Genomic DNA, 12,809 nt, shown 5'->3' on the forward strand with positions numbered 1-12,809 from the left:
TTCGGCATTCAACGCTGTGATGTCCGGTTCAGACTGAACCCATAAGAACAAAGCTGACGGCACTCGAATTGATAGTCGCCCGCAAGACAACAGGAGTTTCCATGTCCAACCTGATCGCCATCGATACCAATCCCGCTTTCGCCCCGAAAGAGGCCCTGCCGCAACCTGACAGGCTGATTTCCGGCGCGCCGGAGTTCAAGACATGGGCACAGGATTCCTCGAACTCGGACAAGGTTATGACGGGCATCTGGCAGGCCACCCCCGGCGAGACGCATTCGATCAAAGGCACGACGTTTGAATTCTGCCATATCCTGTCGGGGCTGGTCGAGATTGAAGAAACCGGTGGCGCAACCCAAACTTTCCGCGCCGGCGACAGTTTTGTGATGAAACCCGGTTTCAAAGGCATCTGGCGTACAATCGAGACGGTGCGCAAGATCTATGTCTGTGTCTATGAATGATTGCCTTGCATGACCGGCAACACAGAAGGAAATGCCTGTCGCTGACAAAACAACAGTCAATTCTGCCGTGGAGGCATGTGGGTTCGACAGGTTCTCTGCGCGTATTGGGCCATGCTGACCCAGTGCTTGTTAAAACCTACGAGTCGTCCCTCTCAACAGGAGTCGCACCTCAATGAACGAGATGACACGCCCTTTGCCCTGCCGTATCGGCGTTATGTCGGGATCAGACCGATGACAGCACAGCCAACACCTATTGTCGGACCTGAAAAAGCTACCACACCTGAAAAAGTGCTGTCGGTGCGCGGGCTGACGATCGAGCTGCCAACTGGCATGGAGCGCCGCCACGCGGTCAATGATGTATCCTTTGACCTGAATCGCGGCCAGATCCTGTGCGTGGTGGGCGAATCCGGATCGGGCAAGTCTGTGACGGCAAACACCATGCTCGGCCTGTTGCCAAAGGCGATGAAAACCACCGCCGGTTCGATCACACTGGAGGGGCGCGAAATCGTCGGAATGGGGGCCGAAGCCCTGCGCAGTCTGCGCGGTCGGGTGGTGTCGATGATTTTTCAGGACCCGCTGTCAGCGCTGAACCCGCTGATGACGGTGGGTGCACAAATTGACGAGGTTATGGCATCCCATGGTGTGGGCACGCGGGACTCCCACAAAAAGCGCGCACTGGAACTGCTGATCGAGGTGGGCCTGCCGGAGCCCGAACTGATGTATCATCAGTATCCCTTTCGCCTTTCGGGGGGGCAGCGGCAGCGCGTCATGATCGCCATGGCACTGGCACTGGAACCGACGATCCTGATCGCGGACGAGCCCACCACTGCGCTGGATGTGACGACACAGGCCCAAATTCTGAAGTTGATCCGCGACATTCAGCGCCGCAAAGGCATGAGCGTGATGTTCATTACGCATGATTTCGGTGTTGTGGCCGAAATTGCAGACAGCGTGGTCGTGATGGAAAAGGGCCATGTCGTCGAACGGGGCAGTGCCGAACAGGTGCTCAAGGCGCCAACGCATGCCTATACCAAACGGCTGATCGCATCGGTCCCGCATCTGCGCAGCGGGAACCGCGCGCAGATGAAAGCGACAACAGGCACACCCCTGTTACAGGTTCGCAATCTGGTAAAGACCTATACCAGTGGCAGCGCGTTTTTCAGGACGCGCCGGGTGGTGCCTGCGGTGCAGGATGTGTCGTTTGACGTGGCGCGTGGCAGCACATTGGGTGTGGTGGGCGAAAGCGGTTCGGGCAAATCGTCGCTGGGCCGTTTGCTGGTTAAGCTGATGGCAGTGGATTCTGGCGAAATCCTGTTTGAAGGCAATGATATTGCCGCCCTGTCAGACTCCGAATTCCGCGATTTCCGACCTAAGATACAGATGATCTTTCAGGATCCTTTCGCGTCACTCAACCCGCGCATGACCATCGGTGCAATCCTGACAGTTGGCCCCATTGCCCATGGTATGCCCGCCAGTCAGGCCTGCGAGGAAGCGCGGGCGATGCTAAATCTCGTGGGTCTGGATGCTGGTGCCTTCGGGCGCTACCCGCACGAATTTTCAGGCGGCCAGCGCCAGCGCATCGGGATTGCACGCGCGCTGATGTTCAAGCCGAAACTGCTGGTCGCGGATGAGGCGGTTTCGGCGCTGGATGTATCGATTCAGGCCCAGATTCTTGAACTTCTGGACCGGATCCAGCGCGAAACCGGCGTTTCGATGATCTTCATTACCCATGATCTGCGCGTCGCCAGCCAGATCTGCGATGACATCGCGGTGATGCACAAGGGCAAGATCGTCGAACAGGGCCCGCCTTCGCAGATTTTTTCCAATCCCCGCTCGGCCTACACGCGCGAGTTGGTGGCCGCCATTCCGGGGGAAGGCGTAACTGCGCCAGACCCGGAATTGGCCCAACCATGACTGCAAGAAAAACAACATTCAACAAGGGAGACTATCAGATGACCAATAATGCAAAGTCCGGATCTGGCCTTTCACGCCGCCATGCCCTTGGCCTTATGGGGGCCAGCGCCGCAGCGCTTCTTGCGCCAAATCTGCTGGGGAAGCCTGCCCTTGGGCAGACCCCGCCCGATTCGCCCACAGGTCGGGTTATCGTAGGCGTGTCGCAGGAACCCACTGTGTTCAACCCTCTGATGCCAAAGATCGAAGTGGATGATAACATCCATTTCTCGATCTTCGACGCGCTGTTCCGCATCAATGAAGACGGGGTTATCGTGCCCAATCTGGCAACCGAAGTTCCCACGCAGGAAAACGGCGGCATCTCGGAAGATGGTTTGCAATGGCGTATTCAGTTGCGCGATGATGTGCGCTGGCACGATGGCGCGCAGTTCACGGCAGACGATGTCAAGTTCACCCTTGAACTGATCGTCAACCCTGACTTCCGCTCATGGCGCACCACAGGCCACAACCTTGTGCGCGACATCGAGGTCGTTTCACCCACCGAAATCACCTGGCGGATGGAAGAGCCATTCGCACCTTACATGTCCTTCCTGACCGAAACCTTCATCGTACCTGCCCATATCCTGGGTGCCGATGACAACCCCAACGAATCTGCCTTCAACCGCGCACCGATTGGCACTGGTGCCTTCCGCTGGGGGCAACGCACGGCTGGCGATAACCTGACGCTGGTGGCCAACCCCGAGTATTTTGGCGAAGGGCCGTATATCGAAGAACTGATCTTTCGCTACATCCCCGATATGACGGTGCTGTTCACCCAGTTCCAGAGCGGCGATATTGATCTGGTCGGTCGCTCCTATATCACGCAAGACAATTACGAGGCCGCCCGCAACCTTCCCGACCGCGTCGTGGATCTGGTACCCGCCACGTCGATCGAGTCGATTTACCTGAATTTGGAACGCCCGCAATTCAAAGAACGTGCCGTACGCGAAGCGCTGTATCTGGCGCTGGACCGCGACTCGATTGTTGATGTTCTGTACTATGGCCTGCCCAATCAGACCGAAACCTTCATGCCACGTCAGTCCTATTACTACCACGACAGCCTGCCCACACATGAGTTCAATCTGGAAAAGGCGCGTCAGATTCTGGACGAGGCTGGCTGGGTGCCCGGCAACGACGGTATCCGCGCCAAGGACGGGGTGCGGCTGTCGTTCAACAACTCCACCACCACCGGCGCGCATCTGCGTGAACAGGCGCAGCAGTTCGTCCAGCAGACCTTCCGGGATATTGGTGTGGAAATGAACATCGAAAACCTGCCTGCAGCTGTAATGTGGGGCGATTTCTGGGGGCAGTCGCAGTTTGATACAGCGATGGTGGGTATCACATATCTGATCGCTGCCGATCCTGACGTGACCAATCGGTTTCATAGTGGCGCAATCGCGGCACAAGGTGGACGGGGATCAAACACCGGTCAATACGCCAACCCCGAGGTTGACGCCTTGCTGGAAGAGGGGGCGCAGACGTTCGATGCCGAAAAGCGGCGCGAGATCTACCTGCGCGTGCAGGAACTCATCCGCGAGGACCTGCCGTTCCTGCCGCTGTTTGCATATACACAGGTTTACGGACGTAAGGCCGGTATCGAGGGGTTTGTTCCCAACACCAATACCCGCAGTGAAACATGGCACGCCGCAGGCTGGTACTGGGGCTAAGCAGACCACCTTCGCCCGTGCGTGATGCGCGCGGGCGAAGCCTCTCGGCACCCCCGGTCAATCCTGCAAGGAGGGAAACATGGTAGCGTTCCTGCTCAAACGCCTGATGCAGAGTCTTGTATTGCTGGTGATTGTCTCAATCATCGGTTTCGTCGTGCTCAACCTGATCCCGGGTGGGCCATTGGCGCAATATGCGCTTGACCCCGGCATGACACAGGATGACAGAATGCGCATTGCTGCGCAGCTGGGCCTCGATCGGCCGCTCTGGGTTCAGTATCTGGAATGGGCGTCGCGCATGCTTCAGGGTGATTGGGGCACTTCGTTCCGTGACGGCAATCCGGTTTTGACCGTGATCGGGCGCCATGTGTCGGCGACGCTGCTGTTGATGGGATCGGCCACTGTTATCTCGGTGGCCATCGGGACATGGATCGGTATCCGCGGGGCCACGCACCGCTATTCCGTTTTTGACTATACCGCGACTGTCGGCGCCATGATCGCCCTGTCGATCCCGACTTTCTGGTTTGGCCTGATCGGCATCTATGTCTTTTCCCTGCGCCTGGGATGGTTTCCCGCTGGCAATATGTACACCATCGGCGATGCATCGGTACTGAACTATCTGCACCATCTGATTATGCCTTCCATCGTGCTGGCGCTGGTGCATATCGCAATCTGGAGCCGCTTCATGCGCGGTGCCACGCTGGACGCAATCAATCAGGAATTCGTCAAGACTGCCCGCGCCAAGGGGGTGCCGGAACGGCGCGTCATCATGAAGCATGTGGTGGGTAACGCGCTGCTGCCAATGATCACGCTGGCGGGTGTACAACTGCCATCGCTGCTGACCGGCGCACTGGTGACAGAGACGGTCTTCAGCTGGCCCGGGATGGGACGGCTGTTTCTAGATAGTCTGGGCTACAGCGATTATCCCGTGGTTATGGGCCTGCTGATGTTCTCGGCCATTCTGACCATTGCCGCCAATTTCATCGCCGATGTCGTCGTTGCATTGGTCGATCCCCGCATTCGTCTGGCCTGATGGCCTTCAACGGAACAACAAGAGGCATCTCATGAGTATGATCTCTACGGCCCCCACGCCCCATATACGCTGGTTTAGAAGCCGGGTGGTGCGCCGCTTCTTCAGCAACAAGCTGGCCATACTGGGGCTGGCAATGATCACGCTGCTGACGCTGGCCTGTGTGTTCGGACCTTACCTGTTGCCCTATGACTCGCTTTTCGTGGATCTGCGGGCGCGGTTCTCGCCGCCGCTGACGGGTGATCATTATCTGGGCACTGATCCGCTGGGCCGCGACATTGCGGCGCGATTGCTGATGGCGGGGCGGATATCCCTGCTGGTCGGGCTGTTTGCGATGCTGCTGGCCACATTGCTGGGCACATTGATCGGCGTGATCGCGGGATACAGCGGTGGCTGGCTGAACGCGCTGCTGATGCGCACGGTGGACGGCTTTCTGTCGTTTCCCACAATCTTTCTGCTGCTGGCCCTGGCCGTTGCCCTGAAACCGAGTCCGATCATGATTACGGTCATCATCGCGCTGACCGGCTGGATGGAAGTCGCGCGTATCGTCGAGGCCGAGGTCCGGTCGTTGAAAGAGCGGGAATTCGTGCTGGCAGGCCGGATGCTGGGTCTTGGTCAGGCGCATATCATGTTTCGCGAGATTTTGCCAAATGCCATGGGGCCGATCATTGTCGCAGCAACCCTTACCGTGGCGCGTGCTATTCTTCTGGAGGCGTATATCAGCTTCCTCGGCTATGGTATCCAGCCACCACTGCCAAGCTGGGGCAATATGCTGAACGGCGCGCAGCAATACCTGAGCACTGCGCCATGGCTTGCGATTATTCCCGGGGCGGCGATCACTATTGCCGTGACCAGCTTCAATTTCATTGGCGACGGGCTGCGCGATGCGCTCGACGTGCGGAATGACAACTTCTGAGGGTAGTTTCATGACCATTCAACAGCGTCTGGCGGGTAAAACTACCCCCTACTGGTGGGAGGCAGCACCCGTCGGGCCGGTCCCTGAGCAATCTATAGCGCCGCGTGTCGATGTGGCGATCGTGGGTGCAGGCTATGCCGGGCTTTCGGCTGCACTGACGCTGGTACGGGCGGGGCGCTCGGTTGCGGTATTCGATGCCATGAACCCGGGAGAGGGGGCATCGTCGCGCAATGGCGGTATAACTTCGGGCAGTATCCGGCCCTCAATAGCGACCCTGACGCGCAGGTTCGGCGAGAAAAAGGCGTTTGAGATCGAAACAGAAGGCAAACATGCGCGTGAGTTTTTGTATGACTTTCTGGCGACCGAAGGAATTTCTTGCGATTTTCAACTTACCGGGCTGTTTCGTGCCGCTCTGGGCTATGAGCAGTATGACGAAATGGCCCGCAGTACCGAAGGTCTGGCCAAACGGCTGGGAATCGACGCCTATTCCGTACCCCATTCAGAACAGCGCAACTATATCGGCACCGATTTCTATCGCGGCGGAGTCGTGCGCATGGATATCGGCGGGCTGCATCCCGGAAAATTCCACGCCGGGTTGCTGCGCGTGGCATTGGCGGCTGGTGTAACGGTGCATTGCCAAACACCTGTGACCGCCATTTCCCGCAATGGCGCGGGCTTTGATGTGACGACAGGCGCAGCCAAGACAGCGGCGCGGCAGGTGCTGGTGTGCACCAATGGCTACACCGATGCGGCGGCGCCCTATCTGCGCCGCCGTCTGGTGCCGGTGCGCAGCCGCATCATCGTGACGGAAGAATTATCGCCTGATCTGATGGCAAAATTGATGCCGCGCGGCATGATGATGGGCGAGAACCGCCAACTGGGATTCTACTATCGCCCCACGCCAGACGGCAAACGCATCTTGCTGGGCGGGCGCGATAGCAGTTGGGTCGGTGATCCGGCGGCCCCGACGTTGCGCCTGCGCGCGGGGCTGGGCGAACTGTTCCCCGAGCTTGCCGATGTCCGATTGTCCCACAGCTGGTTTGGCAATGTGGCGATGAACCGCGATATGCTGCCGCGTGTCTTTGAACGCGATGGTGTGGTCTATGCCAGCGGATTTTGTGGCTCTGGCGTGGTATGGGCCCCGTGGGTCGGTAGCCGCGCCGCGCATCGATTGCTGGGCAACACGGCCGAAAGCCGAACCGCATTCGACTTCCGCCCGCCTGCCGCCGTGCCGTTTTACAACGGCACGCCATGGTTCATGCCCGCATTCATCAAAGCATATGGCCTGCAGGACCGTGTTGCCCTGTGGCGGGCGCGGCGCTGATGCGGGGGGGCGAGGACGGATTGGGGACCGCCGGGCGATGTTCTAGAATGCACCTGCAAAAGGCTTTTTTGAATCCCACCCTATATTCGGGTGAACATACTGCATCAGTTGGGTTAAAGTCGTAGCACGAACTGACGGGAGAGGTTGGATCGGTCCTGATCCGAATGAACAGGAGGATAGCAGATGGGTAATCGCGCTGAAAATCAGGCAGGGGGACTGACCCGGAACCATGACCCCGCAACAGCGACACCCAAGGATATCCAGAAGACGATGCGGATCAAAGCCTTCGATGCGCAGACCTTGCCTGTCAACCAGCAGGTTCGCGCACTTTTGCATGAGCTGACGGTAAGTGTATTCTGGCCACATCGCGAAAGCGATCTGGAGTTACTGATTGCGCAGGGGCAGGGTTACATCGCTGTGGACGAAATTGGCCGCCCCGTCGGGTCGGCAATGCGTTTCCCGATGGGGAGCGATTTTGCCACTTTGGGCATGATGGTAACACCGCCGCGCCTGCAGGCACAGGGCGGCGGGCGGTGGTTGCTTCAACAGATCATGCGCGATTGTGACGGGCGCGACTTGCGGCTGAACGCCACGCGATCCGGCTACCGGCTGTATCTCAGTGCGGGTTTCATACATGTGGGCACGGTTTACCAGCATCAGGGCATTGTCGGCACCGTTCCGCAGCTTGACCCGATGCCCGGCCTGGAACTGACCCCGACCACCCCACAGGACGGCACAGCCATCGCACAGATGGACGCCGAAGCATTCGGGGCGGACCGTAGCCTGCTGCTCAGCGCGCTGACGGGCATTTCAGAAGGGGTGATCGCCAGCCGGAACGGCAGGCCCTGCGGTTATGCGTTGCTGCGTCCCTTCGGCAAGGGCCATGTGCTCGGCCCGCTGGTGGCGGAGTCCGAGGAAATGGCAGTACAGATCGCCGCCCCGCTCATCACGAAATGTCAGGGAAAGTTCCTGCGTATTGATACCCCGTGCCAGGGGCAGGCGTTGCCCGGATTCCTTAATGCCGCGGGCATGACGTTGTTTGATACGGTAACCGAAATGCGGATTGGCCCGCATCGCCGCGCCAGCGAAGGCTTGGTAACCTTCGGGCTGGCCGCGCATTCTGTGGGTTAAGGCGTCCGGCACGAAGCGCCCGCAAATTCCGATGGCGGGCCGATGAATCCAACTCGCCATATCTGCCCCCGCCAGTCGGCGAGGGGCTGCGTTCATGACAACCGGTCCTTTAACCTGAACCACATGCCGGCCAGCGGTAAAAACCACGGCTTGCCATTCAGCGCCGGAACTGCAGGCCAGTCAAGGCCATCAAGCGGGTTGGTGTCCTTGCGCCCCATCGCCAGATCGGCCAGCACCTGTCCCAGAAGCGTGGATAACTGTGCGCCATGGCCTGAATATCCCATACCGTAGATCATGCCATCCGCCTGACCTGCACGGGGGAAGCGATCGCGTGTCATACCGACCAGCCCACCCCAGCAATAGTCAATCTCTACACTGGCAAGATGAGGGAAGATTTCGATCATTGCAGCCCGCAGGATATGGCGCGACTTTTCGTCCGAATTTTGATCGGACACTGCCGAAAACCGCGCCCGTCCGCCAAAGATCAGCCGGTTGTCAGGTGACAGCCGGAAATAGTTGCCGATGTTGAGGGAATTCACGCAGGTCCGGTTGCCGGGCATGGTTGCGGCAACTTCGGTATCGGTCAGGGGCCGCGTGGCGATCACAAATGATGCCACCGGGATAATACGTTGTCGGAAATATCCCAGCGGCGCTTGCGGCACCTGCGCCGAATAGGCGCCCGTTGCCGCAATCACCGTCTGCGCGTGCAACTGTCCGCATGGGGTGGCTATGATCCAGCCGTCCCGCGTCTTGGTGCGTCCTGTAACCGGGGCGTTTTCCCAGATCACTGCGCCATGATTACAGGACGCATCGGCAAGCCCGGTCACATAGCGTCCCATATGCATCATAGCGGACTTTTCAAACAAAGCGGCACCGTGAAACGCCTCTGATCCGATCTCCTTGTTCAGATCCGCGCGGTCGATCCAGCGGGTGGCGGCGTCAACCTCCTGCGCGATAAGTTCCTGATTGGCCCTTAGTCCCGCGATATGCGACGGCTTTGACGCAAGTTTCAGCTTGCCCGCACGCCGGAAATCGCAGGCGATCTGTTCTTCTGCGATCACATCCTCAATCATGTCGATGGAGCGGTCGAAGGCGCGGTACAGCGCGCGCGCGCGTTCCATGCCCAGATGCGCCTTTGCATCACTGTAGCTATGCGCAATACCGTTGTTCAGATGCCCGCCGTTGCGGCCTGACCCCCCTGCGCCCACATGCGCGGCGTCAAGCACGGCCACCCTGACACCTTGCCGCGCCAGTTTTCGCGCGGCATTCAGACCGGTAAAACCTGCGCCGATCACGGCCACATCAAACTGGCCATCAACCGGACAAGTTTGCCCCCCGCTAAAAGCGGGGGCCGTATCATGCCAGTATGAAAGGTATCTCATTTCCTAGAGGCCCAGCACGGCAGGCAGGCCCGAAACGTCCGCAACTTCGGTATAGCCGTAATATGGGTTCGCGGGTTCATGGCTGCGGTTGACCCACACCTTATTGGTGATGCCCAGATCATGCGCGGTCATCAGGTCATAGCGGAAAGAGGATGAGACATGCAAAAAATCCTCTGGTCCGCAGCCCAGCGTATCAAACATATACTCGAACGCGCGCATATGTGGCTTGTAAGCACCCGCGCTTTCGGCGGTAAGCACATGGGTGATGGGGGCGCCAAGCTTGGCGATGTTATGCGGGATCTGCGCGTTCATCGAATTGGTCAGCGCGACTAACGGAAATTCCTTCGCCACTTTGGCAAGGCCGGCGGGCACATCCGGGTGCGGACCCCATGTCGGGACACGGTTATAGATGTCCTCCGCCACTTCGGGCGTGAAGGTTAGGCCGTTGCGTTTACAGGTACGTTCCAGCGCGTTGTGCACGATTTCGGCATAGGGCTTCCAGTCGTGCAGCACTTCGTCCAGACGGTAGGCGGAAAAGTCGCGGATGAACTGCTCCATCTTTTCCGGGGAAAGCTGTGCGCCATAATGGTCGCGCGCAGCACCTGCCATGTCGAAATGGATCATGGTGCCGTGGCAATCGAAGCTGATGAATTTGGGGCGGAAGGTCATTGGTGTCTCCGGTTCATGGTTATGTCCCATCATCGACGCCTAGGTGCGACAGTGCTTGCTGCGTTCGGCAGAGGAAACGCAGGAAATTGCGATTCTACGGCAGGTGGCGGCACAGCCTGCCGGAAGATGCCAAAACACGGTGATATCCATGCGCCTGCGTCAGGCAGTCTTGTGCATATGAAAATCGCCAAGGGGACGCGCCGCATGACACCACAAAACCCGACCCCTGAGGGGATGCTAGAAAAGCTGGTTGGTTTTGACAGTGTTGTCGGACGACCGAATGCCCCGATCGTGGAATTTGTCCGCGCGTGGTTGTCGGGATTCGGTGTGGACGCCCATGTCCTGCCCGGCCCCGAGGGCGACCGCTCGAACCTTTTTGCCAGCATCGGTCCGGCAGACAGACCGGGATATGTGCTGTCCGGCCATCTGGACGTCGTCCCTGCCAAAGAGCCGGGCTGGCTGGGCGATCCATTTGTACTGCGCGAAGATGCCGGACGGCTGATCGGTCGCGGGGCCTGCGACATGAAGGGCTTTGTCGCGGCCGCCCTTTCCATTGTGCCGGAGCTGCTGGCAATGAACCTGAAGGTGCCGGTCCATCTGGCGCTGTCTTATGATGAGGAGGCCGGGTGTCGTGGCGTCCCGCACCTTCTGTCGGCCCTGCCGGGGTTGTGCGCGCCGCCTGCGGGCGCAATCATTGGCGAACCTTCCGGCTTGACGCCGGTGCTGGCCCATAAAGGCAAATCCGCGATCCGGCTTACGGCGAAAGGCGTGGCCGGACATTCCTCGCGCCCCGATCTGGGGGCGAATGCCATTCACGCACTGATCCCCGCGCTGAGCGCGGCGGTGGCGCAGGCAAAGGCGTTGCAGTCCGGCCCGAAAGACGCGCGGTTTCTGCCGCCGTGGTCCAGCCTGCAAATCGGCACGGTTTCCGGCGGTCAGGCACTGAATATCATCCCCGAAGCCGCCACCGCCGAGATTGAGGCGCGCGCTATTGCAGGCGTTGATCCGTCAGACCTGCTTGCACCGGTGGTGGCCGCCGCAGAAGGCGCCGGCATCGAGGCGTCGTTTCTGGCGACATATCCGGCACTTGCGCTTGATCGTGGCCATCCGCTGGCAGATCTGATGGCGCAACTGACGGGGAAAACCCCACAAGGGGCGGTCAGCTATGGGACGGAGGCCGGACTGTTTCAGTCTGCCGGAATAGCCGCGATCATCTGCGGGCCGGGTGACATCGACCGTGCCCACAAACCCGAGGAATATCTGACCTGCGATGAGTTGCACGCCACTTGCGCCCTGATGCGGCGGCTTGGTCAAAGCCTGTGCGCATGACAACATTTTCTGCGGCGCGTGCCTTGGGCGCTGATGCAAGCTGCCGCCGAAACGCGCGATCAAGCGGAAGATGCTGCATCGCGCAGGCTAGATTTCTGGAAACGCCAATGAGATGCCTGCAATGACCCGACCTGATCTGATAACCACCGAAATCCTGCCCTTCACAGCGCGGCATCTGCCCGGTGCGCTGGCGCTGTCGCGCGCGCAGAACTGGCCCCACCGGCCCGAAGATTGGGCGCTGACTTTCTCGGTGTCACAGGGCGTGGTGGCCGTGTCGGGCGGGCGGGTTGTCGGTACGGCGCTGTGTTCAATGCATGGGCCGGTGGCGACGCTGAACATGATTATCGTGGATGAAGCGATGCGCGGGCGCGGTCTGGGCAAGCAACTGATGCAGCGTATCATCGCCTTGGCCGAAACGCGCGAAATGCGCCTTGTCGCAACTGATGAAGGACGACCACTATATCGCAAGCTGGGCTTTGAAGATTGCGGGCAGATCGTGCAGCTGCAGGGAATCGCGCGGCCGGCCGTGCTTGAGTGTCCGGTTCAGACCGGTCCCTATGATCCGGCGGTACTGGCGCGGATGGACACCGCCGCCAGCGGGCTGGAACGCGCAGCATTGCTGGCGCGCATCGCTGCTGATGGCGTGACCTTGCGGACAGAGGGCGGTTTCGCCCTGCTGCGCGAATTCGGACGTGGTCATGTTCTGGGACCGGTCGTCGCGCGCAATGCAGCCGCAGCGCGGTCCTTGATGGCCGCTGGCGCCACGCAGATGGCGGGTCAATTCTTGCGCATTGACGTGTCCGCATCACATGGCCTTGCTCCCTTTGTCGAAACGCTGGGCCTCAGCGCGGTGGGGGGCGGTACTGCTATGGTCCATTCTCCCCGCGCGCGCAATGCGTCAGCCTATCAAACCTACGCCCTTGTCTCGCAGGCTTTGGGCTGATCATCGGAGTATC

Annotated in this window: 11 protein-coding genes; 9 read left to right on the forward strand and 2 right to left on the reverse strand. The window is 59.7% G+C overall.

The genetic code is table 11. The annotated features are described in order from the left end of the window. Nucleotides 1–101: 101 nt before the first annotated feature. The 7 genes from ACTIE1_RS12875 to ACTIE1_RS12905 all read left to right on the forward strand — a co-directional run bounded on the left by ACTIE1_RS12875 (nucleotide 102) and on the right by ACTIE1_RS12905 (nucleotide 8,473). Nucleotides 102–458 (forward strand): cupin domain-containing protein, encoded by a 357-nt coding sequence (locus ACTIE1_RS12875; RefSeq protein ID WP_439561906.1) that lies wholly within the window; start codon nucleotides 102–104, stop codon nucleotides 456–458. Between the two features lie 231 nt (nucleotides 459–689). Then, nucleotides 690–2,372, forward strand: a complete 1,683-nt coding sequence (locus ACTIE1_RS12880; RefSeq protein WP_439561907.1) for an ABC transporter ATP-binding protein — start codon at nucleotides 690–692, stop codon at nucleotides 2,370–2,372. Nucleotides 2,373–2,410: 38 nt separating this feature from the next. Further along, the gene (locus ACTIE1_RS12885) at nucleotides 2,411–4,075 is read left to right on the forward strand and encodes a peptide ABC transporter substrate-binding protein (protein WP_439563434.1); all 1,665 of its coding nucleotides are present in this window, start codon (nucleotides 2,411–2,413) and stop codon (nucleotides 4,073–4,075) included. Nucleotides 4,076–4,154: 79 nt separating this feature from the next. Beyond that, entirely contained in the window at nucleotides 4,155–5,105 is a 951-nt protein-coding gene (locus ACTIE1_RS12890; protein WP_439561909.1) for an ABC transporter permease, read from the forward strand. Between the two features lie 31 nt (nucleotides 5,106–5,136). Next, nucleotides 5,137–6,018 carry an ABC transporter permease gene (locus tag ACTIE1_RS12895; protein ID WP_439561910.1) on the forward strand — a complete coding sequence of 294 codons (882 nt, stop codon included), beginning with the start codon at nucleotides 5,137–5,139 and terminating at the stop codon, nucleotides 6,016–6,018. A gap of 10 nt (nucleotides 6,019–6,028) precedes the next feature. Next, nucleotides 6,029–7,342, forward strand: coding sequence for an NAD(P)/FAD-dependent oxidoreductase (locus ACTIE1_RS12900; protein WP_439561911.1), 1,314 nt, complete (start codon nucleotides 6,029–6,031; stop codon nucleotides 7,340–7,342). A 183-nt stretch (nucleotides 7,343–7,525) separates the two neighbouring features. Next, nucleotides 7,526–8,473 carry an N-acetyltransferase gene (locus ACTIE1_RS12905; protein WP_439561912.1) on the forward strand — a complete coding sequence of 316 codons (948 nt, stop codon included), beginning with the start codon at nucleotides 7,526–7,528 and terminating at the stop codon, nucleotides 8,471–8,473. A gap of 92 nt (nucleotides 8,474–8,565) precedes the next feature. Here the strand turns inward: ACTIE1_RS12905 and ACTIE1_RS12910 are convergent, their stop codons facing one another. Together ACTIE1_RS12910 and ACTIE1_RS12915 are read right to left on the reverse strand one after the other, a co-directional pair. Continuing rightward, on the reverse strand, nucleotides 8,566–9,855 hold the full coding sequence (locus ACTIE1_RS12910; protein ID WP_439561913.1) for an NAD(P)/FAD-dependent oxidoreductase: 1,290 nt from the start codon (nucleotides 9,853–9,855) through the stop codon (nucleotides 8,566–8,568). A 3-nt stretch (nucleotides 9,856–9,858) separates the two neighbouring features. Next, the gene (locus tag ACTIE1_RS12915) at nucleotides 9,859–10,524 is read right to left on the reverse strand and encodes a haloacid dehalogenase type II (RefSeq protein ID WP_439561914.1); all 666 of its coding nucleotides are present in this window, start codon (nucleotides 10,522–10,524) and stop codon (nucleotides 9,859–9,861) included. Nucleotides 10,525–10,728: 204 nt separating this feature from the next. On the opposite strand from ACTIE1_RS12915, the gene argE reads away from it, so the two are divergent. Further along, on the forward strand, nucleotides 10,729–11,853 hold the full coding sequence (argE, locus tag ACTIE1_RS12920; RefSeq protein WP_439561915.1) for an acetylornithine deacetylase: 1,125 nt from the start codon (nucleotides 10,729–10,731) through the stop codon (nucleotides 11,851–11,853). 121 nt (nucleotides 11,854–11,974) lie between these two features. Next, complete coding sequence (locus ACTIE1_RS12925; RefSeq protein ID WP_439561916.1) at nucleotides 11,975–12,796, forward strand: GNAT family N-acetyltransferase; 822 nt, start codon at nucleotides 11,975–11,977, stop codon at nucleotides 12,794–12,796. Nucleotides 12,797–12,809: the final 13 nt, after the last annotated feature.

This window comes from Roseinatronobacter sp., from assembly GCF_051859525.1.
Lineage (GTDB): Bacteria > Pseudomonadota > Alphaproteobacteria > Rhodobacterales > Rhodobacteraceae > Roseinatronobacter.